The 23,165-nt window shown below is 71.3% G+C and carries 20 protein-coding genes; 12 read left to right on the top strand and 8 right to left on the bottom strand.

Annotation, left to right across the window (positions count from 1 at the left end):
- The 3 genes from ACFC96_RS31525 to glgB all read left to right on the top strand — a co-directional run.
- Nucleotides 1–189: alpha-glucosidase C-terminal domain-containing protein (locus ACFC96_RS31525; RefSeq protein ID WP_376615294.1), on the top strand; the 189-nt coding region annotated here is incomplete at its 5' end.
- A 153-nt stretch (nucleotides 190–342) separates the two neighbouring features.
- Complete coding sequence (locus ACFC96_RS31520; RefSeq protein ID WP_376258296.1) at nucleotides 343–1,764, top strand: maltokinase; 1,422 nt, start codon at nucleotides 343–345, stop codon at nucleotides 1,762–1,764.
- Complete coding sequence (gene glgB / locus ACFC96_RS31515) at nucleotides 1,761–3,998, top strand: 1,4-alpha-glucan branching enzyme (protein WP_376615292.1); 2,238 nt, start codon at nucleotides 1,761–1,763, stop codon at nucleotides 3,996–3,998. The genes ACFC96_RS31520 and glgB overlap by 4 nt, the downstream gene beginning before the upstream one ends.
- Here the strand turns inward: glgB and ACFC96_RS31510 are convergent.
- The 4 genes from ACFC96_RS31510 to ACFC96_RS31495 form a co-directional block, all read right to left on the bottom strand.
- Nucleotides 3,985–6,240, bottom strand: coding sequence for a HelD family protein (locus tag ACFC96_RS31510; protein WP_376615290.1), 2,256 nt, complete (start codon nucleotides 6,238–6,240; stop codon nucleotides 3,985–3,987). The two genes, glgB and ACFC96_RS31510, sit on opposite strands and share 14 nt — an antisense overlap.
- Nucleotides 6,241–6,439: 199 nt before the next feature.
- Entirely contained in the window at nucleotides 6,440–6,766 is a 327-nt protein-coding gene (gene trxA, locus ACFC96_RS31505; RefSeq protein WP_376615288.1) for a thioredoxin, read from the bottom strand.
- 1 nt (nucleotide 6,767) lies between these two features.
- Nucleotides 6,768–7,172: a MerR family transcriptional regulator gene (locus ACFC96_RS31500; protein WP_376258289.1), complete on the bottom strand. Its 405-nt coding sequence runs from the start codon at nucleotides 7,170–7,172 to the stop codon at nucleotides 6,768–6,770.
- Between the two features lie 42 nt (nucleotides 7,173–7,214).
- Nucleotides 7,215–8,960 carry an MFS transporter gene (locus tag ACFC96_RS31495; protein WP_376615286.1) on the bottom strand — a complete coding sequence of 582 codons (1,746 nt, stop codon included), beginning with the start codon at nucleotides 8,958–8,960 and terminating at the stop codon, nucleotides 7,215–7,217.
- A gap of 169 nt (nucleotides 8,961–9,129) precedes the next feature.
- On the opposite strand from ACFC96_RS31495, the gene ACFC96_RS31490 reads away from it, so the two are divergent.
- Nucleotides 9,130–9,726: a TetR/AcrR family transcriptional regulator gene (locus ACFC96_RS31490; protein ID WP_376258286.1), complete on the top strand. Its 597-nt coding sequence runs from the start codon at nucleotides 9,130–9,132 to the stop codon at nucleotides 9,724–9,726.
- Between the two features lie 144 nt (nucleotides 9,727–9,870).
- Here ACFC96_RS31490 and ACFC96_RS31485 read toward each other — a convergent pair whose 3' ends face one another.
- Complete coding sequence (locus ACFC96_RS31485) at nucleotides 9,871–11,247, bottom strand: cation:dicarboxylate symporter family transporter (protein WP_376258284.1); 1,377 nt, start codon at nucleotides 11,245–11,247, stop codon at nucleotides 9,871–9,873.
- A 190-nt stretch (nucleotides 11,248–11,437) separates the two neighbouring features.
- On the opposite strand from ACFC96_RS31485, the gene ACFC96_RS31480 reads away from it, so the two are divergent.
- The 5 genes from ACFC96_RS31480 (at nucleotide 11,438) to ACFC96_RS31460 (ending at nucleotide 16,958) form a co-directional block, all read left to right on the top strand.
- Nucleotides 11,438–13,069, top strand: coding sequence for an ATP-binding protein (locus tag ACFC96_RS31480; protein WP_376615284.1), 1,632 nt, complete (start codon nucleotides 11,438–11,440; stop codon nucleotides 13,067–13,069).
- Nucleotides 13,066–13,764 (top strand): response regulator, encoded by a 699-nt coding sequence (locus ACFC96_RS31475; protein WP_376258280.1) that lies wholly within the window; start codon nucleotides 13,066–13,068, stop codon nucleotides 13,762–13,764. Before ACFC96_RS31480 ends, ACFC96_RS31475 begins: the two co-directional genes overlap by 4 nt.
- Before the next feature lie 120 nt (nucleotides 13,765–13,884).
- Nucleotides 13,885–15,252, top strand: coding sequence for an extracellular solute-binding protein (locus ACFC96_RS31470; protein ID WP_376258278.1), 1,368 nt, complete (start codon nucleotides 13,885–13,887; stop codon nucleotides 15,250–15,252).
- On the top strand, nucleotides 15,249–16,127 hold the full coding sequence (locus tag ACFC96_RS31465; protein WP_376258276.1) for a carbohydrate ABC transporter permease: 879 nt from the start codon (nucleotides 15,249–15,251) through the stop codon (nucleotides 16,125–16,127). Before ACFC96_RS31470 ends, ACFC96_RS31465 begins: the two co-directional genes overlap by 4 nt.
- Nucleotides 16,128–16,958, top strand: coding sequence for a carbohydrate ABC transporter permease (locus tag ACFC96_RS31460; RefSeq protein ID WP_376615282.1), 831 nt, complete (start codon nucleotides 16,128–16,130; stop codon nucleotides 16,956–16,958).
- Between the two features lie 64 nt (nucleotides 16,959–17,022).
- Here ACFC96_RS31460 and ACFC96_RS31455 read toward each other — a convergent pair whose 3' ends face one another.
- Nucleotides 17,023–17,709, bottom strand: a complete 687-nt coding sequence (locus ACFC96_RS31455) for a DUF2848 domain-containing protein (RefSeq protein WP_376258272.1) — start codon at nucleotides 17,707–17,709, stop codon at nucleotides 17,023–17,025.
- A gap of 135 nt (nucleotides 17,710–17,844) precedes the next feature.
- Between ACFC96_RS31455 and ACFC96_RS31450 the strand changes: the two genes are divergently transcribed.
- A complete protein-coding gene (locus ACFC96_RS31450) occupies nucleotides 17,845–19,200 on the top strand; it encodes an MFS transporter (RefSeq protein WP_376615280.1) in 1,356 nt (451 codons plus the stop codon).
- A gap of 53 nt (nucleotides 19,201–19,253) precedes the next feature.
- Entirely contained in the window at nucleotides 19,254–20,048 is a 795-nt protein-coding gene (locus ACFC96_RS31445) for a carbon-nitrogen hydrolase family protein (protein ID WP_376615278.1), read from the top strand.
- A gap of 399 nt (nucleotides 20,049–20,447) precedes the next feature.
- Here the strand turns inward: ACFC96_RS31445 and ACFC96_RS31440 are convergent, their stop codons facing one another.
- Nucleotides 20,448–21,074, bottom strand: a complete 627-nt coding sequence (locus ACFC96_RS31440) for a GntR family transcriptional regulator (RefSeq protein WP_376258268.1) — start codon at nucleotides 21,072–21,074, stop codon at nucleotides 20,448–20,450.
- 111 nt (nucleotides 21,075–21,185) lie between these two features.
- On the opposite strand from ACFC96_RS31440, the gene ACFC96_RS31435 reads away from it, so the two are divergent.
- Nucleotides 21,186–21,902 carry a helix-turn-helix domain-containing protein gene (locus ACFC96_RS31435; RefSeq protein ID WP_376615276.1) on the top strand — a complete coding sequence of 239 codons (717 nt, stop codon included), beginning with the start codon at nucleotides 21,186–21,188 and terminating at the stop codon, nucleotides 21,900–21,902.
- A gap of 22 nt (nucleotides 21,903–21,924) precedes the next feature.
- Here ACFC96_RS31435 and ACFC96_RS31430 read toward each other — a convergent pair whose 3' ends face one another.
- Nucleotides 21,925–22,950 carry an ATP-dependent 6-phosphofructokinase gene (locus tag ACFC96_RS31430; RefSeq protein ID WP_376258264.1) on the bottom strand — a complete coding sequence of 342 codons (1,026 nt, stop codon included), beginning with the start codon at nucleotides 22,948–22,950 and terminating at the stop codon, nucleotides 21,925–21,927.
- Nucleotides 22,951–23,165 lie beyond the last annotated feature (215 nt).

Below are 23,165 nucleotides of genomic sequence, written 5' to 3'. Positions count from 1 at the left end.
CTCGTGCTGTGCGTGCACAACTTCTCCCGCTTCGCCCAGCCCACCGAACTCGACCTCCAGACCTTCGACGGCCGCCACCCGGTCGAGCTCATCGGCGGGGTGCGTTTTCCGGCCATCGGTGAACTGCCCTACCTCCTCACCCTCGCAGGTCACGGCTTCTACTGGTTCCGGCTGCGCAAGGAAGCCTGACCGCCGACCGGGGAGGGCCGGTTTCCACCGCCCCTCCCTGGGCACCCATCACCACACACCCCGACACGTCCCGCACGTACTGCCTCTGCCGCATTTCCGGGACGCCGCCCCGCAACCCAGTCGCGGCCCGCCCCGGGGAAAGGACGTGACGCCATGCCGGATGCCGTCACCCGAACCGGCCCGACCGCGCGACCCGAGCTGCTCGCCTCGCTCGATCCGCTTCTGCGTACGTGGCTGCCCCGGCAACGGTGGTTCGCGGGCAGAACAGCGCCCGCCCTCACCCTGCTCGCCGCGACGGACCTGCTGCCGGCCACGGCGCGGCAGCCGGGCCTGATCCACGCCCTCCTGCGCATCGAGCCCACCCAGGAGACGTACCAACTCCTGCTGGGCATACGGGAGTCACTCCCCCCGTACCTGGCGCCGGCCCTCATCGGCCACGTCACGCGGGGACCCCTCGCCGGGCGCACGGTCTACGAGGCCCTGCTCGACCCCCGCCTGACGGACCTCCTCCTGGAACGGCTGCGCCACCCGGGCCGCCTGGACGGACTGCGTTTCGCGCACGACGGCGAGACCCCGATCCCGCCGGGCCTCGCCCCCCGTCCCCTCGACGCGGAGCAGTCCAACTCGTCGATCATTTACGGAGATACGTTCATCCTCAAGGTGTTCCGTCGTGTCACTCCGGGCCTCAACCCGGATCTGGAACTCCAGCGCGCGCTGGCCGACGAAGGCTGCGCACGCGCGCTCGCCCCGGTGGCGTGGTTCGAGACGACGGACGGCGACCCGCTCTCGCTCGGCCTGCTCCAGCCCTACCTCACCGGCGCGACGGACGGCTGGGACCTCGCGCTCGGCGAACTGTCCAAGGGGCAGGACTTCCGCCACGAGGCCCGCGAACTCGGCCGCGCGACAGCCGAGATCCACCTCGCCCTGGCGCACGCCCTGCCGACGGTCACTCTGGGCCGCGCCCACACCGTGCAGCTGGCGCAGTCGATGAAGGACCGTCTCGACAAAGCGGTCCAGGCCGTACCGGCGCTCCATCCCTACGCACCCGCGCTGCACACCGCCTTCGACGCCCTCGCGGCCGACACCACTCCCCGCACCGCCCAGCGCGTCCACGGGGACCTGCACCTGGGCCAGTGCCTGCGCTCGCCCGCCGGCGCCTGGTCGGTCATCGACTTCGAGGGCGAGCCCTCCCGCCCGCTGCCCGAGCGCCGGCTGCCGCACCCGCCCGCCCGGGACGTGGCCGGCATGCTGCGCTCCTTCGACTACGCGGCCCGCACGAACCGGCCGTGGGCTCCGGACTGGGCGCGCCGGTGCCGGGACGCGTACTGCGCGGGCTACGCGCAGGCCGCCGGTGACGACCCGCGTACGGACCCGGTCCTGCTGCGCGCCTACGAGACGGACAAGGCGGTCTACGAAGCCGTCTACGAGGCCCATCACCGCCCGGACTGGCTGCCGATCCCCCTCTCGGCGATCGAGCGCCTCGCCACGGAGGCCGCCGGCGTGCCGCGCCCCCGGCCCGAGGACGCGGCACCGCAGCACCCCATGTCGACCCCGAGCCAGGAGGCCACTCCGTGACGCACGACCCCTCCCGCTCCACACCTCCGACACCCGTCACCGCCGCCCCGGACCCCACCCCCGCCGCCGACCGCGACCGCCTCCTCGCCGGTACCCACCACGACCCGCACTCCACGCTGGGCGCGCATCCCACGGCCACCGGCACGGTCTTCCGGGCGCTGCGCCCGCACGCCCGCACCGTCACCGTCGTGGCGGACGGCCTGCGGGTCCTGCTGCACGACGACGGCGACGGTTTCTTCTCGGGCCTCGTCGACCTGCCCGCCCCCCCGGACGCGTACCGCCTCCTGGCCACCTACGAGGGCGCCGACCACGAGACCCCGGACGCGTACGGGCTGCTGCCCGCGCTCTCCGGGTTCGACCTGCACCTGATCGGCGAGGGCCGGCACGAGCAGCTGTGGCAGGCGCTCGGCGCGCACCCCATGACGCATCAGGGCATCACCGGCACCCGCTTCACCGTCTGGGCGCCCAACGCCCAAGGGGTGCGTGTCGTGGGCGACTTCAACTACTGGAACGGGACGGGCCACCCGATGCGCTCGCTCGGCTCCACGGGGATCTGGGAGCTCTTCGTGCCGTCGCTCGGCGAGGGTGAGCTGTACAAGTTCGAAATCACCCGCCCGGACGGCTCGAAGACGATGCGCGCGGACCCGCTGGCCCGCCGCACGGAGGTCCCGCCCGCCAACTCCTCCGTCATCGAGGCGTCGCACCACACCTGGCACGACGGCGAGTGGATGGGGCGCCGCGGCACGCCGACCGCACACGAGGCCCCGTTCTCGGTCTACGAGATCCACCTCGCGTCCTGGCGCCCGGGCCTCACCTACCGCCAGCTCGCCGACCAGCTTCCCCGCTACGTGGCCGACTTGGGGTTCACGCACGTAGAGCTGATGCCGGTGGCCGAGCATCCCTTCGGCGGGTCGTGGGGCTACCAGGTCACCGGCTTCTACGCCCCGACGGCCCGCATGGGCACGCCCGACGACTTCCGGTACCTGGTCGACGCGCTGCACCGGGCAGGCATCGGCGTGCTCATGGACTGGGTGCCGGCCCACTTCCCGCGCGACGACTGGGCCCTCGCCGAGTTCGACGGCCGCACCCTGTACGAGCACGAGGACCCGCTGCGCGCCGCCCACCCCGACTGGGGCACCCTCGAGTTCGACTACGGCCGCAAGGAGGTCCGCAACTTCCTGGTGGCCAACGCCGTGTACTGGTGCGAGGAGTTCCACATCGACGGCCTGCGGGTCGACGCCGTGGCCTCCATGCTCTACCTCGACTACTCGCGTGAACACGGCCAGTGGTCGCCGAACGAGTACGGCGGCCGGGAGAACCTCGATGCCGTCGAGTTCCTCCAGGAGATGAACGCGACGCTGTACCGCAGGGTCCCCGGCGTCGTGACGATCGCCGAGGAGTCGACGGCGTGGGACGGCGTGACCCGTGCGACGCACCACATCGGGCCGGGCGGCTTCGGCGGTCTCGGCTTCGGCCTGAAGTGGAACATGGGCTGGATGCACGACTCGCTCGGCTACCTGTCCCACGACCCGGTCCACCGCAGCTACCACCACGACGAGATGACCTTCTCGATGGTGTACGCGTACAGCGAGAACTACGTCCTGCCGATCTCGCACGACGAGGTGGTGCACGGCAAGAAGGCCCTGGTGTCCAAGATGCCGGGCGACTGGTGGCAGCAGCGGGCCACCCACCGCGCCTACCTGGCCTTCATGTGGTCCCACCCGGGCAAGCAACTCCTCTTCATGGGGCAGGAGTTCGCACAGGGAGCCGAGTGGTCGGAGGCGCACGGCCCGGACTGGTGGCTGCTCGACCCGTCGTACCCGGCGGAGCCCGACCACCGCGGTGTCCGCGACCTCACCCGCGACCTGAACGCCGTCTACCGGAACGCACCGGCGCTCTGGCAGCGGGACATGGACCCGGCGGGCTTCGAGTGGATCGTCGGTGACGCGGCGCAGGACAACGTGTTCGCCTTCCTGCGGCGCGCCGCCGACGGCAGCCCGCTCATGTCGGTGTCCAACTTCTCGCCCGTCGTCCGCCACGAGTACCGGCTCGGCGCCCCCGACGACGTACCGGCCTGGCACGAGGTCCTCAACACCGACGCGGCCCGCTACGGCGGCGGGGACGTCGGCAACCCCGACCCGGTCAAGCCGGACGCCCAGGGTGCCCACGGGCGTCCGGCAAGTGTCCGGCTCACGCTGCCGCCGCTCGCGACGGTGTGGCTCAGGCCCGCGTGACCGGGACAGGCCCCAGCACGCCGCGCAGCGACGCGGGCAGCTCCCCGCCGTGCACCACGCCGAGGGTCTGGGTGGCCCGGGTCAGTGCGACATAGAGGTCGCTGACGCCGTACTCGCCGGGCTCCACGACCAGTACGCGGTCGAACTCGAGGCCCTTGGCCTGGCGGGGGTCGAGCAGCACCAGGTGTTTGGTGAGATCGGGCTCGCCGCCCGCCACCACGTCCGGCAGGACGGCGGCGAGCGCCGCGTGCATCCGGCGGGGGGCGATCACCGCGAGCCGCCCCTCCTCGGGCGTCGCGGCGGCGGCCTCCTCGGCCACGGCCCGCACGACGTCCTCGGCCGCGCGCACCCAGGGGCGCACGCCCGTCGAGCGGACCGAGGACGGCGGCTCGAAGGCGGGGTGCTCGGCGCGCAGCACCGCCGCCGCCACGTCCATGATCTCGGACGGCGTGCGGTAGTTGACGCCGAGACGGGTGTGCTCCCAGCGGTCCTCGACGTACGGCGCGAGGATCTTCTCCCACGATCCGACGCCGGCCTCCTCGGCGGTCTGCGCGGGGTCGCCGACCAGCGTCATGGACCGTGTCGGCGAGCGCCGCATCAGCAGCCGCCACGCCATCGGCGAGAGCTCCTGCGCCTCGTCGACGATGATGTGCCCGAACGCCCAGGTCCGGTCGGCCGCCGCTCGTTCGGCGGCGCTGCGGTGGTCCTCCTCCTCGTACCAGTCGGCGACCCGCTCGGCGTCGACGATGTCGTGCGCGGCGAGGACCTCGGAGTCCTCCTCGTCCTCGAACTCGTACGTCTCCGAGCCGCGGGAGAGTTCGAGCACGCCCTGCGCGTAGCCGATCCGCTCCTGCCGCGCCGCCTCGGCCAGGGCGCGTTCGGCGCTGTCGTCGACGCCGAGCAGCTCGGCGACCTCGTCGAGGAGCGGAACGTCGGCGGGGGTCCAGTCCGCCGGACCCGTCACGTCCCGGCGGATCGCCTTCGCGTCCTCGTCGGCCACGTGCACGGGCTCGGCCAGGAAGTCCGCGACGAGGCCCTGTGGAGTGAGCCGAGGCCACAACTCCTCGATGGCGGCGTGCACTTCGGAGCTGGCGGCGACGCCCTTGCCGAGCAGGGCGAGGTCGTCGGGGCCGAGGAAGTTGGGCCCGCCGTACGGGTCGGCGCCGATGCGCTCCGCGAGCTGGGCGGTGAGCGCGTCGATGATCCGGAAGGCGAAGTGGGGGCGGGCGAGGTTGTGCGGCAGGAGCGTGTCGCGGGCGGCCTGGCGGGCCTCGTAGGCGATCTCCCAGTCGAGGATCAGGTCGCCGTCGTCGTGCCGGACGATCATCGGGGCGCCGGGCTCGGGGAGCTGCTGCCGGTCCCGCACGGCGAGCGCGAGGGCGTCCACCATGGCATCGGCGCCCTTGACGGCGGCGGCGTGCGGGGTGTCCTCGGCGGTGGCGTGCACGCCGGGGAACAGCTCACCGAGCGACGCGAGCAGCACACCGGTCTCGCCGAGCGCGGGCAGGACCTCACCGATGTAGCCGAGGAAGGCGGGGTTCGGGCCGACGATGAGCACGGCCCGCTTGGCGAGGAGCTCGCGCTGCTCGTACAGGAGGAACGCCGCCCGGTGCAGCGCGACCGCGGTCTTGCCCGTGCCGGGGCCGCCCTCCACCACGAGCACACCGCGGTGCGAGTGGCGGATGATCCGGTCCTGCTCGGCCTGGATGGTCTGCACGATGTCGCCCATGCGGCCGGTGCGGGCCGAGTTCAGGGCGGCGAGCAGCACCGCGTCGCCGCTCGGGTCCTCGAACCCGGTGCGCTCCTCGTCACCCAGGTCGAGGATCTCGTCGTGCAGCTCGGTGACGGTGCGGCCCTCGGTGGTGAGGTGGCGGCGCCGCCTGATGCCCATGGGCGCGTGCCCGGTGGCGAGATAGAAGGGGCGGGCGACCGGCGCGCGCCAGTCGATCAGAATCGGGGTGTGCTCGCTGTCGTCCTCGCGAATTCCGATGCGCCCGATGTGATGCGCGGTGCCGCCCGCCTTTTCGGTGAGGTCGATCCGGCCGAAGCACAGCGAACCGTCGACCGCGTTCAGCGCGGCGAGCAGGCCGGAACGCTCGACGACGAGGAGATCCCTTTCGAGCCGCGCCTGCTGGCCGGTGCCGACCGGCGTCAGGGCGTCCGTGACCGACTCCGCGGCGTCGCCGCGCAGCACATCGACGCGCGCGTAAAGCCGGTCGATGAATTCCTGCTCTTTCTGCAATTCAGCGATTTCACGCGCTTCACGGGTTGACAAAACGGCTCCCTGCCAGGTACTGTGTGTTTATTCGGCCCCTCGTCAGGGGCCTTTTCTGTGGGTATACAGAAACACCAAATATACCCCCTGGCAGGGTCCAATTGCACCCCCGGGATTTCACCGCCGCTATTCGGCCCGGCCGCCGCTCTCCGTCACACCGGCACGATCAGACGGCCTCCGCCAATTCCTCCAGCAGTCGCCGCTTGGGGCGCGCCCCGACCCGCGACCACACCGGCTCGCCACCCTTGAAGACCATCAGCGTGGGCATCGACAGCACCCCGTAACGCGCCGCGGTCTCCGGGTTGCGGTCCACGTCGATCACCACGACGTCGAGCCGCTCCCGCTCCTCGTCCGCGATCGAGCGCAGCACCGGCGCGAGCTGCCGGCACGGTCCGCACCACTCGGCGGTGAACTCCACCAGGACCGGCCGCCCGGCCCCCAGCACCTCCGCGCCGAAGTCCGCGTCCGTGACGTCCCTCAGATCCGTGCTCACATCACCCTCCCAGTTCGCAGCGCGGCGACGGGTCCTCGCCCGCCAGCGCGTCCATGGCCTCTTCGGCGCGCTCCAGCTGCGCGCCGACCTTCTCCCGTACGGCGGTCAACTCGCCGATCAGCGCATCGAGTTCGCCGAGCTTGCGGCGGTAGACCGCGAGCGAGGCGGGGCACGAGTCGCCCTGCGGATGACCGGCCCGCAGGCACTCCACGAAGGGCCGGGTCTCCTCCAGCTCGAACCCGAAGTCCTGCAGGGTCCTGATCTGCCGCAGGGCCCGCAGGTCCGCCTCGTCGTACATGCGGTAGCCGTTGCCCCCGCGCCGCGCGGGCAACAGCCCGCGCGACTCGTAGTACCTCAGCGTCCGCGTGGACGTCCCGGCCCGCTCCGCAAGCTCTCCGATGCGCATGTCTTCGACGGTAGACGTTGACGCCGACGGAAAGGCCAGCGATTACGCGTTGCTCCGCGCGGCCGGCTCCTTCTCGCAGGCGTCCGACGCGCCCCCGGCATCCGGCTCGACGGCGGCGTCCGAATCAGCGGCACCGGACGGTTCGGCAGCGGCGTCCGCCTCCGTCACCCGCTCCCCGCGCCCCGGCAGCAGTACCGCCACCAGCACCGTCCCGACGCCGAGGATCACCGCGCCGACGACGCTCGTGTGGGCCACCGCGTCCGAGAACGCGGAACCCACCGCGTCGGCCATCTGCCGCGCGCCGCCCGCGAGCTGCTCGGCCTGTGCCCTGAGCTGGGCCGCCCGCTCGGGGCTGGTCGCGCCCGCCGCCTGCTCGGCGATCTTGTGGGCCCGGTCCCCGATGCCCTGCGCCACCGCGTAGCCCGCGCCGACCGAGTCCTGCGCAGTGCTCAGCGCGTGGGCGGGCAGCTTCGAACCGGCCGTGTCGTCCGCCAGCTGCGACGCGTACGAACCGGCCAGGACCGAGCCGAGGATCGCGATGCCGAGCGAGCCGCCGAGTTCGAGAGAGGTGTCGTTGACCGCGCCGCCCACGCCCAGCTCCGACTCCGGGAACGAGCCCATGATCGCGTCGGTGCACGGCGAGAGGGCGAGGCCGATCGCGAGGCCGAGGATGACGAGGGGCAGCACGAAGTCCCCGTACGAGGACGTGGCGTCGACGCGGGTGAGGAGGGCGAGGGCCGCGGTGCCGCCGACCATGCCGGCCGTCACCGTGATCTTCATGCCGATGCGCGGGGTGAGGTACCCCGTGAGCGCCGAGCCCACGAAGACCGCTCCGGCGAGCGGCAGCATGCGGACGCCGGTGGCCAGCGCGTCGTAGCCGAGGACGAACTGGAGGTGCTGGGTCAGGTAGTAGAAGGCGCCGAAGACCGCGAGGAAGAAGAGGGCGACCGCGAGGTTCGAGCCGGAGAAGCGGCGGTTCGTGAAGCGGCGGACGTCCAGGACCGGGCGCGGGTGGCGCAGCTCCCACAGGACGAAGGCCACCAGGGCCACGCCCGCGACGACCGCGGCGCCGATCGCCTTGACGCCCCAGCCGAAGTGCGGCCCCTCGATGATCATGTAGACGAGGGCACCGACCCAGACGACGGAGAGCAGCCCGCCGACGTAGTCGATGCGGTGCTGGTGCGCGGCCCTGGACGGGGGCACGAGGACGAGGGCGCCGACGAGGGCGACGGCGGCCACGGGCACGTTGATCAGGAACGTCGACGACCAGCCGTGGTCGCGCAGGAGCGCGCCGGCGACCAGCGGCCCGGCCGCGATGGCGAGGCCCGCGGTGGCGGTCCACAGCACGATGGCCTTGGCGCGCTCGGCGCGCGGGAAAGTGGCCGCGAGCAGCGACAGCGTGGCGGGCATGATCATGGCCGCGCCGACACCCATCACCGCGCGGGCCGCGATGACCCCGGTGGAGCTGTCGACGAGCGAGCCCGCGACGGCGCCGCCGCCGAAGACGACGAGGCCGAGGACGAGCGCCCCGCGCCGGCTGTACTTGTCGCCGATCGCGCCGAGCAGCAGCATCAGGGCCGCGTACGGGACGGTGTAGCCGTCGATGACCCACTGGAGGTCCGCGCTGGTCAGGCCGAGGTCCTTGGTCATGTCGGGCGCCGCGACGGTGAGCGCGGTGTTCGCCATGACGATGATCAGCAGGCTCAGGCAGAGCACGATCAGGGCCCACCAGCGGCGGGCGTACGGCCGGTCCGTCCCCTCGACCGGTTCCTTCATGACGAGGCGCATTCCCTTGCCACCCTCCGGGGCGCTCGGCCCCCACAGTCCACGAGTCCATGCATCCACGGACATTGCACAGTGATGTGCAATTACACAACGCTGTGCAATTTACGTCATTGCACAGCACTGTGCAAAACCACACGTGAACGGGGTCGGGACCGGGGTGCAGAATGGGCGCGTGACTTCAGGCCGAGCCGACACCAACCGCCGCCGCATCCTCGACGTCGCGCTCGCCGAGCTGCTGCGTGACCCGGACGCCTCCATGGACCAGATCGCCCGGGCCGCGGGCGTCGTCAGGCGCACGGTCTACGGGCACTTCCCCAGTCGCGAGGCGCTCGTCGCCGCACTGGTCGACGACGCCGTCGTCGCGGTCGAGGCCGCGCAGACCGAGGGGCGCGCGGGCGTGAGCGACCCGGCCGAGGCCGTGGCCCGCTCGCTGCTCGCCGTGTGGGAGGTCGCCGACCGCTACCGTCTGCTGGTCGCGCTCGCGCAGCGCGCCGTGACCGTCGAGGGCATCCGCACCCGGCTGACCCCGGTCCGCGACAGCTGCGCCGAACTGCTCCAACAGGGTCTGGAATCGGGCGAGTTCGCCTCTCCCCTGCCGCCGTCGGCCCTCGCGTACGTCCATGAGCAGGTCCTGTTCGGGCTGCTCGAAGCGGTCAACGACGGGCTGATCCCAGCAGAAGAGGCGGGCCGCTCCGCCGCGGTCACCGTACTGACCGCGGCGGGCGTACCCGCCTCTCGCGCCACCGAACTGGTGGCAGGGCTCACCTGAGGGCCGCCACACGCCCCGTCAGGGGCGCGGGCAACTGCGCGACCAGCCCCCACCGGTCCGCCGCCTCCCCCTGCCCAGGGGCGCGGGGGAACCGCGCAGCCGGATGCGGACCGACCCGTACCGGCCGCGCACCCGGCGGCGCGCTCACGCCTTCGCCAGCTCCTTGTCGTCGCCGCCCCGCTGGTCCGGAACGTCGGCCGCCGGAGCGTGACTCCCGTCGTCGACGAGCGTGCGCTCGTCGAAGGGCAGGTCACCGGCGAGCACGCGCTGGACGCGGTCCCTGTCCACCTCACCCGTCCACGTACCGATGAGGAGCGTGGCGACGGCGTTGCCCGCGAAGTTGGTCAGGGCGCGGGCCTCGCTCATGAAGCGGTCGATGCCGATGATCAGGCCGACGCCGTCGACGAGCGCGGGCTTGTGCGACTGGAGTCCGCTGGCGAGCACCGCGATGCCGGAGCCGGAGACCCCCGCGGCGCCCTTCGACGCGACCATCATGAACAGCAGCAGGCCGATCTGCTGGCCGATGCCGAGGGGCTGGTCCATGGCGTCCGCGATGAAGAGCGAGGCCATGGTCAGGTAGATCATCGTGCCGTCGAGGTTGAACGAGTACCCGGTCGGCACGGTGATGCCGACGACGGGACGGCTGACGCCCAGGTGCTCCATCTTCGCGATGAGCCGCGGCAGCGCCGACTCGGAGGACGAGGTGGACAGGATCAGCAGGAACTCGCGGCCCAGGTACTTCAGGAGCGCGAACAGGTTGTACCCGGTGGCCAGGCGCAGCACGCTCCCGAGGACCACCACGACGAACAGGACACAGGTCACGTAGAAGCCGAGCATGATCGTGGCCAGGGCCTTCAGGGCGTCCACGCCGGTCTCGCCGATGACGGCCGCCATCGCGCCGAACGCGCCGACGGGCGCGGCCCACATGATCATGCCGAGGACGCGGAAGACCAGCTTCTGGATGTGCTCGACACCCTTGAGGACCGGCTCACCGGCCCGCCCCATGGCCTGGAGCCCGAAGCCGACGAGCAGGGCGACCAGGAGCGTCTGGAGCACCTCGCCCTCCGTGAACGCCGACACGAGGGTCGTCGGGATGATTCCGAGGACGAAGTCGACGGGACCCTCGGCGGCGTCCTTGGCCGCCGTGTGGCCGACGTCCTTCACGGCCTGCGTGAGGTGCATGCCGTCGCCCGGGTGCAGGATGTTGCCGACGACCAGGCCGATGGCGAGCGCGACCACGGACATCACCAGGAAGTAGCCGAGCGCGAGCCCGCCGACCTTGCCGATCTTGGCGGCCTTGCGCACGGAACCGACGCCGAGCACGATCGTGCAGAAGATGATCGGCGAGATCATCATCTTGATCAGGTTCACGAAACCGGTGCCGACCGGCTTGAGCTCCTTGGCGAAGTCCGGCCAGATGAAGCCGACCGCGATGCCGAGAAGGACGGCACCGATGACGGCGATGTACAGATAGTGGGTGCGGTCTCTCTTGGTGGCGGCTGCCACCTGGGTCTCGGCCACGGGTGCCTCCTGACGGCTGTGTCTGAGGTACGGCGTACTGCGTACGGGAAAGCTGCACGTACGCGCCATGCGTGCGGCTCACGTCTGGCGAATCACGAGGACTATCTCCCGGCTTGTGAGGGCCGTCACCCTTCCGTTCATTTAGTTCACGCTTATACGTTCAGCTCGTACCGAGAGGCACACTGGGCCCATGCGCCTCCCCCTCCTGCCACGCGCCCGCAGCCTGGCCGGCCAGCTCTTCGCGATGCAGGTCGTCCTGGTCGCCGTCGTGGTCGCGGGGTGCGCGCTGTTCACGTACATCAGCGACGGCAACCAGGCCGAGCAGGCCGCCACGCGCCAGGCGACGGCGGCGGCCCGCGCGGTCGCGGACGCGCCCTCCGTCCGCGGGGCGATCACGGGCGACGGCGACCCGACCCGCACGCTCCAGCCGTACGCGAGCGACGTCCAGCGCCACACCGGCGTGGACTTCGTCACGATCATGGACCCGCACGGCATCCGCTGGACGCACCCCGACGAGCGCCGCATCGGCGAGCGCTTCCTCGGCCACATCGGGCCCGCCCTGCGGGGCCGGACCTTCTCGGAGACGTACACGGGCACCCTCGGCCCGTCCGTGCGCGTGGTGACCCCGATCGTGTCGGGCGGGCGGATCGTCGGCCTGGTCAGCGCCGGCATCACGGTCGAGGAGATCAGCGCGCAGGCGCGCGGCCAGGTGATGGCGGTGGCCGGTGTCGCGGCGGGCGCCCTCGTACTCGGCGGCATCGGCACCTACGTCATCAACGCCAGGCTGCGGCGGCACACCCACGGCATGAACGCGACCGAGCTCAGCCGCATGCACGCCTACCACCAGGCGGCGCTGCACGCGGTGCGCGAGGGGCTGGTGATGCTCGACGGGCAGCGCAGGATCGCGCTCATCAACGACGGGGCGCGCGAGCTGCTCGGCGTCGGCGACTGGGCGGTCGGGCGCAACGTCGCGGAGCTCGGCCTGCCCACCCCGCTCACGGGCGCGCTCCTCGCGGCGGAGCCCCGCGTCGACGAGGTGCACCTCACCACCGACCGCGTGGTCGTCGTCAACACCTCCCCCGTCTCCAGCGGCGACCGGCGCGGCACCGTGGTGACCCTGCGCGACCACACCGAACTCCAGGCGGTCATGGGCGAGCTGGACTCGGAGCGGGGCTTCACACAGGCGCTGCGCTCGCAGGCCCACGAGGCCGCGAACCGGCTCCACACCGTCGTCTCGCTGATCGAGCTGGACCGGGCCGACGAGGCGGTCGACTTCGCGACGGCCGAACTGGAGCTGGCGCAGACCCTCACCGACCAGGTCGTGGCCGCCGTGAGCGAACCGGTGCTCGCCGCCCTCCTGCTCGGCAAGACGGCGCAGGCCAACGAGCACGGCGTGGAGCTGGAGATATCCGAGGACAGCCGCATCGACGACGGCCTGGTCCCGCCGACCCTGCCGGCCCGCGACCTCGTGACGATCCTCGGCAACCTGCTCGACAACGCGGTCGACGCGGCGCAGGGCTCCGCGCACGCGAAGGTGACGGTCACCGCCCGCGCGCAGGACGACACCCTGCTGCTCAGGGTCACGGACACCGGCCCGGGCGTCGCCGACGGCCACGCGGACGCGGTCTTCGAGCGGGGGTGGTCCACCAAGCCGGCCGGTCCCGGCGGGCGCGGCCTCGGACTCGCCCTCGTCCAGCAGTCCGTCGCCCGCAACTCCGGCACCCTGACCCTGACCGAATCCCCCATGGGCGGCGCCCAGTTCACCGTCATCCTGCCCCTCCAGCGCACGAGCGCGACCACGTCCACGGGAGGCACCGCATGACCGATCCCGACGCCACCGGCGACACCATTCGCGTACTGGTCGTCGAGGACGACCCGGTGGCCGCCGACGCCCACGTCCTGTACGTGAACCGGGTCCCCGGCTTCACCGCGATCGGCAAGGCGCACACGGCGGCCGAGGCCCACCGCGCCCTGGAGCGCACCCAGGTCGACCTGCTCCTCCTCGACCTGCACCTCCCGGACGGCCACGGTCTCCAGCTGGCGCGGTCGCTGCGGGCGGCGGGCCATCACACGGACGTCATCGCGGTGACCTCGGCCCGCGATCTCACGGTGGTCCGCGAAGGGGTCTCACTCGGCGTGGTGCAGTACGTACTGAAGCCCTTCACGTTCCCGACGCTGCGCGACCGGCTGGTGCGCTACGCGGAGTTCCGGGCGGCGGCGGGCGAGGCGGGCGGCCAGGACGAGGTCGACCGCGCTCTGGCCACGCTGCGCGCCCCCGGTCCCGCCGCGCTGCCCAAGGGGCTGAGCGCGCCCACCCTCGAGCGCGTCACGCGGACGCTGCGCGCCTCCCCGGAGGGGCTGACCGCCGCGGCGGCGGCCGAGTCCGTGGGCATCTCGCGCATCACGGCCCGCCGCTACCTGGAGCATCTCGTCGAGTCGGGCCGGGCCGCCCGCAGTCCTCAGTACGGCCAGGTGGGCCGACCTGAACTGCACTACCGCTGGCTCACGGCGGTCTAGGCCATTGGTCAACCGCCCACTCCTGCACGGGGATTGACCTTGGTCCGACCCCGCCCGTACGTTCACCGGGCAGCCCCGCTCGGCAAGCCGGCCGGCGGCGGCCCGTAGGAGGTCGTGCCCGTGCGCCCCACCGCTCCAGTGCTCCTCAGCGCCACTCTGCTCATCGCCGCGACCGGCCTGACGGCCTGCAGCAGCGGCTCCGGGGACGACCCGGACACCGTCAGGATCTCCTTCAAGCAGTCGACCGACAACCAGATACGCGTCATGGACAAGTACCTGGCGTCGATGAAGACACAGTTCGAGAAGGACCATCCGGGCAAGAAGGTGAAGCTGGTGCCGATCAAGGCGCCGGACTCCGAGTACTACACCAAACTCCAGCAGATGCTGCGCTCCCCGAAGACGGCACCCGACCTGGTCTACGAGGACACGTTCCTCATCAACTCGGACATCACCAGCGGCTATCTGAAGCCCCTCGACCCGTATCTCGCCAAGTGGCCCGACTGGAACCAGTTCATCGACACCGCGAAGAACGCGGCCAAGGCCCAGGACGGGAAGACGTACGGCGTCCCGGACGGCACGGACACCCGCGGACTCTGGTACGACAAGGGCATCTTCGCGAAGGCCGGCATCAAGACCCCCTGGCAGCCGAAGACTTGGGACGACGTCCTCGACGCGGCCCGCACGATCAAGAAGAAGGTCCCCTCCGCCATCCCGCTCAACGTCTACACGGGCAAGCCCGGCGGCGAGCAGTCGGCGATGCAGGGCTTCGAGATGCTCCTGTACGGGACGGGGTCGGGCACGGCGGACCCCTTGTACGACAAGTCGTCCAACAAGTGGATCACCGCGGGCAAGCCGTTCAAGGACGCGCTGAACTTCGTGAAGACGGTCTACGGCGAGAAGCTCGGCCCCGACGTCTCCGACGCGCTCGACCCGAACATCGGCACCCGGGTCCGCGGCGAGCTGCTCCCCAAGAGCAAGCTGGCGATCAACCTCGACGGCTCCTGGCTACCGCAGGACTGGCTGAAGGGCAGCGGCCACGAGTGGCCCGAATGGTCGCAGAAGCTGGGCCTCGCGCACATGCCGACACAGAACGGCCAGGCGCCGGGCAAGGTCAGCATGTCGGGCGGCTGGACGTGGTCGGTCCCGGCGAAGGCGTCCAACCCCGATCTGGCCTTCGAGTTCATCAAGACCATGCAGACCAAGGCCAACGCCCAGAAGTGGTACATCGCCAACTCGGGCATCGCGGTGCGCAAGGACGTCGCGGCCGACCCGGCCTACGTGAAGGCGCAGCCCGGCATCAAGTTCTTCACGGACCTGGTGGCGTCGACCCACTACCGGCCCGCGTACCCGGCGTACCCGAAGGTCTCCACGGCGATCCAGGAGGCGATGGAGTCGGTCACGACCGGCGACAGCTCGGTGGAGAAGGCGGCGAGCACCTATGACGAGCAACTCAAGACGGCGACGGACGGCAAGGTGATCAGCAAGTGAAGGTGGGGCGGGGCGGTGCACGCAGCCCCCTGACACGCGCCCTGCCCCTGGCCCCTTCCCTGGTCCTGCTGCTGCTCTTCCTCGCCGGCCCGATCGCGTACTGCGCGTACATCGCCTTCACGGACCTGCAGCTGACGGGCCAGGCCCACTCCTCCTTCGTGGGCTTCGACAACTTCACGGCCGCGTTCCGGGACGACGCGTTCCTGAACGCGGTGTGGCTCACCCTCGTCTTCACCGTCCTGTCCTCGCTCATCGGCCAGAACACGCTGGGCCTCGCCCTCGCCGCGCTGATGCAGCGCGCGTCGAAGACGGTCCGCACGGTCACGGGCGCGGTCGTGATCTGCGCGTGGGTCCTGCCGGAGGTCGTCGCCGGCTTCCTCCTCTACGCGTTCTTCCGCCGCGAGGGCACGCTCAACGCGATCCTGGACTGGCTCCATCTGCCCACCCAGAACTGGCTGTTCACGCTGCCGATCCTCGCGGTGTCCTTCGCGAACGTGTGGCGCGGGACGGCGTTCTCCATGCTGGTCTACTCGGCGGCGCTCGGCGAGATACCCAAGGAGATCACCGAGGCGGCGGAGATGGACGGCGCGGGCGGCTGGCGCCGCATGTGGCACATCACGCTGCCGATGATTCGCCGCTCCATCGGCACGAACCTCATGCTGAACACCCTGCAGACGCTGTCGGTCTTCGGTCTGATCTGGGTGATGACACGAGGCGGGCCCGGAAACCGCAGCCAGACCCTGCCCCTGTTCATGTACGAGCAGGCCTTCCAGAAGAGCATGATCGGCTACGGCACGGCGGTCGCCCTGCTCCTCCTGGTCGTCGGCTCGCTGTTCTCGCTGGTCTATATGCGCCTGCTGCGCTCGGAGGCCTGAGTGTCCTCAGCCCGCTCCGTCCGCCACCGCCTCGCGGCCGACGCCGGACTCCTGGTCGTCGCCGCGGCGTTCGTCCTGCCGCTGGCGTGGGTGGTCCTCTCCGCCCTCGACGCGCACGCGAACCTCCAGGTGAAGATCCCCGACGGCGTCACCCTGGACAACTTCGACGCGGTCCTGACCCCCGACATCACCTTCACGCCGCTGCTCAACAGCCTGCTGCTGTGCGGCGGCGCGACTCTCCTGACGGTGGCGAGCGCGGCCCTCGCGGCGTACCCGCTGTCCCGCTACCGCTCCCGCTTCAACAACCCGTTCCTGGCGACGGTCCTGTTCGCGACGTGCCTGCCCATCACGGCGATCATGGTCCCGGTCTACGCGCTCTTCGTGCAGGTCAATCTGATCGACACGATGCAGGGCACGATCTTCTTCTTCGCCGCGTCCCAACTCCCGTTCGCCATCTGGCTGATGAAGAACTTCATGGACGGCGTCCCGAAGGAGCTGGAGGAAGCGGCCTGGACGGACGGGGCGTCCTCGTTCCAGTCCCTGATCCGTATCGTGCTCCCCTTGATGGGACCCGGCATCTCGGTGGTCACGGTCTTCTCGTTCGTCATGATGTGGGGCAACTTCTTCGTCCCCTTCATGCTCCTGCTCACGCCTGAACAGATGCCGGCCTCGGTGAGCATCAACGACTTCTTCGGCAACCGGGGCACCGTCGTCTACGGCCAGCTGGCCGCCTTCTCGATCATCTACTCGACGCCGGTGATCCTGCTGTACGTCCTGGTGGCCCGGCGCTTCGGCGGGGGGTTCGCGCTGGGGGGTGCGGTCAAGGGCTGACCGGCCGAGCCGCGTCCCGCACCCTCGCGCCCCGCACCGACCGGCCGGCCGCCCGGCCGCCCCGTCAGCCGATCGGCACCGGCATCCTCACCACGTCGTACGCCAGGCCGATCGTGTCGCCCGTGGCCGGGTCGGTCAGTTCCACGCGCCAGTGGGGGGCGAACTGGTCGACACCCTCGGCCATCGGGATCGTGCCGGAGATCAGGACCGTGCCGGGCACCAGGTCGCCGCGCTCGCGCAGGACGTCGGCCCAGTAGGCGGGCGTGAGCAGCTCGGCCAGGGTGCCGTCCTGGATCAGGCTCTCCCGGCCGTCGTGGGTCACCCAGGCGCGCAGGGTCAGGTCGTCGAGGCGCTCCTGCACGTCGGCGAGGCGCCAGGCACGGCGGGCGAGGACGTCCGGGCTCGCGTTCTTGCTCCATGCCACGCCGTGCACCTCCAGCTCGCGGTCGGTGTGGTCGCAGGCGGCCGTCAGGAGGAGGTCGCCGTCCCGGTCGACGACCAGCGCCCACTCGGCTTCGCCGGAGGTGCGTCCGTGCTGGACGCGGACCTGGTCGGTGTGCTGGGCGAGGTAGGGGGAGACGGGGTAGAGCGCGGGGGTCACGGACGGCGCGGGCACCCCCAGCTCGGCGAGTTCTGCCACGTGGGCGGCGACGTCGTCCTGGCTGCGCCCGGCATATCCGGCGTTGAGCACCTGCACGACATCGACCTCGCGCGTGGTGCCGTCGGGCAGTTCGAAGGTCAGCAGCGCCATGGGGTTTCTCCACATCGTTCGCGGTATCGGGAAGGTTGCATTTGCGCGGAAGGCTTGCGCATACGACCTGTATACAAGAAGTATGCCGGAAGGTCGACAGTTAACCTCACCCAAGGAACCTCAGGGACGGACGTCGTGAACCACACCAGCACGCGCACGGAAAAGACCCCGCTCGGCGGGTCCGCGGTCCGCCGCGCCTTCTTCGCCAGCCTGACCGGAACCGCACTGGAGTGGTACGACTTCGCCATCTACTCCGTCGCGGCGGCACTGGTCTTCGGTGACGTCTTCTTCCCGTCGAAGGACCCCGCCACCGGCACCCTGCTGGCGTTCTCCACGTACGCCGTCGGCTACGTGTCGCGCCCGCTCGGCGGTTTCGTCTTCGGCCGCCTCGGCGACAGACTCGGCCGCAAGAAGGTCCTGATCGCGACCCTCGTCCTGATCGGAGCCGCCACCCTCGCGATCGGCCTGCTCCCCTCCTACGCCACGATCGGCGTCGCCGCTCCGCTCACCCTCGTGATACTCCGCTTCGCCCAGGGCGTCGGTGTCGGCGGCGAGTGGGGCGGGGCGGTGCTGCTGTCCAGCGAGTTCGGTGATCCGCGCCGGCGCGGCTTCTACGCCTCGGCCGCGCAGATCGGCCCGCCGGTCGGCAATCTGCTCGCCAACGGCGTACTCGCCGCCCTCGGCGCTCTCCTGACGGAGGCGCAGTTCACGTCTTGGGGCTGGCGCGTGGCGTTCCTGCTCTCGGGCGTGCTCGTCCTCTTCGGCCTGTGGATCCGCGCGAAGCTCGAGGAGACCCCCGTCTTCAAGGCGATGGAGGCCGAGCACAAGCGCCCCGAGGCCCCGATCCGCGAGGTCTTCACGACGCACCCCCGCGCCCTGGCGGCCGCGATCCTCAGCCGCGTGGCCCCGGACGTCCTGTACGCGCTGTTCACCGTCTTCGTCCTGACCTACGCGACCGGCGAGCTCGGCATGTCCCGCGGCTCCGCCCTGGCCGCCGTCCTCATCGGCTCCTCCCTCCAGGTCGTGTTGATCCCGCTGGCCGGCGCCCTGTCCGACCGCGTCAACCGCCGTGTCCTGTACGGGGTCTCGGCCGCGGCCGCCGGTGTGTGGCCGTTCCTGTTCTTCCCGATGATCGGTGGCGGGAGCTGGCCGCTGCTCGCACTCGGCGTCGTGGTGGCCCTGGCCCTGCACTCCGCGATGTACGGGCCGCAGGCGGCCTTCATCGCCGAGCAGTTCTCCCCGCGGCTGCGGTACACCGGCTCCTCGCTCGCGTACACGCTGGCCGGCGTCATCGGCGGCGCCGTCGCGCCGCTGCTGTTCACGGCGCTGCTCGACGCGTACGACTCGTGGGTCCCGCTGGCCCTCTACGTCGCGGGCACCGCAGTCGTCACCATCGCCGGCCTGTGCCTGGGCCGCGACGGCGACCGCAGCGACGAGGAGCTGCTGAGCGGGGACCCGGTCCGCTCCCCCGCCGCGTCGACGGCGTCCTGACCCCCGGACCACGCATTCCCGCACCCTGGCACGAACACGAGGAGGAACGTCTCATGCGTATCGCGCTGAGCCAGATCACCACCGGCCCCCGCCCCGAGGAGAACCTCGCGCTCCTGCGCGAACAGGCCCGTCTCGCGGCGGTCGCGGGCGCCCGCGTCGTCGTCTTCCCGGAGGCCGCGATGGCCTGCTTCGGGACCCCGCTGGCGCCGCTGGCCGAGCCGCTCGACGGCCCCTGGGCCACGACGGTGCGCCAGATCGCCAAGGAGGCCGAGCTCGTCGTCGTCGCGGGCATGTTCACCCCCGCCCCGGACGGGAAGGTGGCGAACACCCTGCTCGCCACCGGCCCCGGCGTCGAGGCCGCGTACGACAAGATCCACCTCTACGACGCCTTCGGCTTCGCCGAGTCGGACACCGTGGCACCCGGGTCCGAGGTCGTCACCTTCGACGTCGACGGCACCCGCATCGGCCTCGCGACCTGCTACGACGTCCGCTTCCCCGAACTGTTCCGGGCCCACGCCGACGCGGGCGCGGTCGTGTCCGTACTCCCCGCCTCGTGGGGCGCCGGTCCGGGCAAGCGGGAGCAGTGGGAGCTGCTGATCCGCGCCCGCGCGCTCGACGCCACGCTCTGGCTCGCCGCCGTGGACCAGGCAGACCCGGCGGCCTCGGGCGTCCCCGCCGCCTCGAACGCCCCCACCGGCATCGGCCACAGCGCCGTCGTCGGCCCGGACGGAACCGTGCGCGAGCGCCTCGAGGAGGGACCGGGGCTGCTCGTCGCGGACCTGGACCTCGACGAGGTCACGTCGGTCCGCCGTTCCATCCCGGTACTGGCCAACCGCCGGAGCCTTTGACGACGAGCCGGGTGCACGTCAGGCCCGCCTGGGCCTGTCGTTCGGATCGGGCCGGACCAGGGAGCGGTCGCCGGTGCCGTGCGTCGCAAAGCTCAGGAAGGAGCCGACGCGGAGCGACGGCGACCGACGACAACGCCGCGCGGCACCGGCACCCGCGAGCCCGGCATGATCCCGACGGCGGGCCCTAGGGCCTGTCGTCACATTCCCGTCGTCCGCCCGAGGGGCGGGCCCGGCGGCGTCCGGTGCGTGCGATCGCAAGGCGCCGAAAAGCCCTGGTAGCGGAGCCACCAGGACTTTTCGGCAACGCCGCATGGGGGTCCCCCCTGCTCGAGCAAAGCCGAGAGCTGGGGGGAGTGCGTGCCAGACGCCGCCGGGCAGACGGCAATGTAACGACAGGTCCTAGCCCGCGAGCAGCACCTTGAGTGTCGACTCCAGGTGGCTGTCGATCGCGGTGCACGCGGCCTGCCGGTCGCCGGAGGCGATCGCGTCGAGGATCGCCTCGTGCTCGTGGAGCACGGACTCCTGCCGGCCGTGCTGGTTGAACAGCGCCACCACCCCGGCCCGGATCTGGCGGCTGCGGAGCCCGTCGTAGTGGCGGTCGAGCAGGGCGTTGCCCGCCGCCGCCACGATCGTCGCGTGGAAGAGGTGGTCCACCGCGATGAACTCCCTGGCGTGCTCGGCCCCGCTGAGCGTGCGCTGGCGGTCGAGCAGCGCGGCCAGCTCGGACACGGGGGCCTTGCCGTCGGCGATGACCCGCTCCGCGGAGTACCGCTCGACGATGCCGCGCAGTTCCATCAGCTCGGTGATCTCCCGCCCCGACAGCGGCACGACCTGCGCCCCGCGCTTGGGGACCAGCCGTACGAGGTCCTCGGCGGCGAGCAGCAGGAGCGCCTCGCGGATCGGGGTGCGGGAGACGCCGATCCGGTCGGCGAGCTCCTGCTCGGAGAGGAACTCCCCTTGCCTGTCCGGGTCCGCGAGCACGTTCTCCTTGAGAAACGCGTAGGCCTTGTCCCGTCCCGACGTCACGACTGCCCCCAGGGTTGCATACAAGGAGTATACGGATCTGGTCGCTCCGAGTCCCGCCCCCGTAGGTTCCTACGACAAGTGACCCGGTGCGAACAGACCGTAGCCACCGGCATGTCCCACACCTACCGTGTGCCCGTGCACCCAAGCGACTCCGCCCCGCCGTTCAACGCTCCGGCCGCCCGACGCCTCCGCGAGGCCCTCGGGATGGCGCCCGGGCATGTCGCTTACGGCATGCGCGCCTCGTACGGTCAGCATCACGTCACGCCCGACACGATCGTCGCCTGGGAGCGTGGGCTCGCCTCGCCGACATCGGCGGAGCTCACCGCGCTCGCCGGTGCCCTGTGGTGCTCGCCGGGCGATCTCATAGGCGCTGCGCGGACGCTGCGCGAGCACCGGATGGCCCGCGGCATGGCGCCGGAGGACGTGGCGCGCACGGTGGGCGTGGAGATCCATGCGTATCTGCGGATGGAGGAGACCGGCGAGTGGCACGGCAACGAGCGCCAGTCGGCCACCCTCGCCGAGGTGCTCGACCTTGCGCCGCCCGACTTCGCGACCGTCACGGGCCGCGACGAGCAGCTGGCGGACTTCCTGCGCAGCGCGGTGACCACGCGCTGGCAGGCGTACACGCGCCCGATCACCAAGCTCGTCCCCGTGCACAAGGGGCAGCTGGAGGAAGCGCTCCAGGAGATGCAGCTCGAGTACCAGGCGCTGATGGCCGCGACGCTCAGCTGGGGCGGCGGTTCGGGGCGCGAGTCGGGCGAGGCCGGACGGGAGTTCCTCGACGGGATCCTCGACGAGTTCTGGTCGAGGATGCACACGTCGTCGTAGGCCGTGGCCGGAGCGTGGAGCCCTAGAAGACCGACTCCGCCTCGTCCATGCGGTCCTTCGGCACCGTCTTCAGCTCGGCGACGGCCTCCGCGAGCGGGACCATCTCGATCTCCGTGCCGCGCAGCGCCGTCATGCGGCCGGAGACGCCCCGGTGCGCGGCCTCGACGGCGTGCCAGCCGAAGCGCGTGGCGAGGACCCGGTCGTACGCGGTCGGGGTGCCGCCGCGCTGGACGTGGCCGAGAATGACCGGCTTCGCCTCCTTGCCGAGGCGGCGCTCCAGCTCGAACGCGAGGGCCGTGCCGATGCCCTGGAAGCGCTCGTGGCCGAAGCGGTCGATCGCGCCGGTCCGGTAGTCCATCGTGCCCTCGGCGGGGTGCGCGCCCTCGGCCACGCAGATGACGGCGAACTTCTTGCCGCGCGCGAAGCGTTCCTCGACCATCTTGACCAGGTCGGCCGGGTCGAAGGGGCGCTCGGGCAGGCAGATGCCGTGCGCGCCGCCCGCCATGCCGGACTCCAGGGCGATCCAGCCCGCGTGCCGGCCCATCACCTCGACGACCATGACGCGCTGGTGGGACTCGGCGGTGGTCTTCAGCCGGTCCATGGCCTCCGTGGCGACGCCGACGGCGGTGTCGAAGCCGAAGGTGCGGTCCGTGGCGGAGATGTCGTTGTCGATGGTCTTCGGGACGCCGACCACGGGCAGGCCCGCGTCGGCGAGCATCCGGGCCGCGGTCAGCGTGCCCTCGCCGCCGATGGGGATGAGGACGTCGAAGCCGATCTCGGTGGCGAGTTCCTTGGCGTTCTCGCAGGCGGCGCGGAAGCGGTCGCGCTCGAGCCGGGAGGAACCGAGGATGGTGCCGCCGCGGGCGAGGATGCCACTCACGGCGTTCAGGTCGAGGGTGCGGTAGCGCCCGTCGAGCAGTCCCGCGTAGCCGTCCTCGAAGCCGATCACCTCGTCGCCGTGGTGTGTGACGGCGCGGTGCACGACCGACCGGATCACTGCGTTCAGGCCAGGACAGTCGCCGCCGGCGGTGAGAACTCCGATACGCATCGTGCGTGTCTCCTGCTCGCTGTTGATACTTGTGAGCCGCTTCGATTCTTTCACGGCCGTGAGGGCGATGCGGATCACCACCGGGCGCAAAGGCCCGTGCGGCGCGTGTTCCGGAGCTCTTTCGGCCCCGGACCAGGGCCTTTGCCCGGCGGGCGACCTAGCCACCCACGGAGGTATTGTCAAGGGGGCACGGCTACGACTTTCATCAGAGGCCG

Origin of the sequence: Streptomyces sp. NPDC055955, from assembly GCF_042270245.1 — a bacterium.
GTDB lineage: Bacteria > Actinomycetota > Actinomycetes > Streptomycetales > Streptomycetaceae > Streptomyces.
The sequence above is the reverse complement of the archived record's forward strand: the minus strand, read 5'-3'. Positions and strand labels throughout refer to the sequence as shown.

Bases quoted from the DNA above. Each gene is read 5' to 3' on its own strand.
- ACFC96_RS31520 (WP_376258296.1), top strand. From the start codon at position 343: ATGCCGGATGCCGTCACCCGAACCGGCCCGACCGCGCGACCCGAGCTG.
- ACFC96_RS31500 (WP_376258289.1), bottom strand. From the start codon at position 7,172: ATGCGCATCGGAGAGCTTGCGGAGCGGGCCGGGACGTCCACGCGGACG.
- ACFC96_RS31495 (WP_376615286.1), bottom strand. From the start codon at position 8,960: ATGCGCCTCGTCATGAAGGAACCGGTCGAGGGGACGGACCGGCCGTAC.
- ACFC96_RS31480 (WP_376615284.1), top strand. From the start codon at position 11,438: ATGCGCCTCCCCCTCCTGCCACGCGCCCGCAGCCTGGCCGGCCAGCTC.
- ACFC96_RS31475 (WP_376258280.1), top strand. From the start codon at position 13,066: ATGACCGATCCCGACGCCACCGGCGACACCATTCGCGTACTGGTCGTC.
- ACFC96_RS31455 (WP_376258272.1), bottom strand. From the start codon at position 17,709: ATGGCGCTGCTGACCTTCGAACTGCCCGACGGCACCACGCGCGAGGTC.
- ACFC96_RS31445 (WP_376615278.1), top strand. From the start codon at position 19,254: ATGCGTATCGCGCTGAGCCAGATCACCACCGGCCCCCGCCCCGAGGAG.
- ACFC96_RS31435 (WP_376615276.1), top strand. From the start codon at position 21,186: ATGTCCCACACCTACCGTGTGCCCGTGCACCCAAGCGACTCCGCCCCG.
- ACFC96_RS31430 (WP_376258264.1), bottom strand. From the start codon at position 22,950: ATGCGTATCGGAGTTCTCACCGCCGGCGGCGACTGTCCTGGCCTGAAC.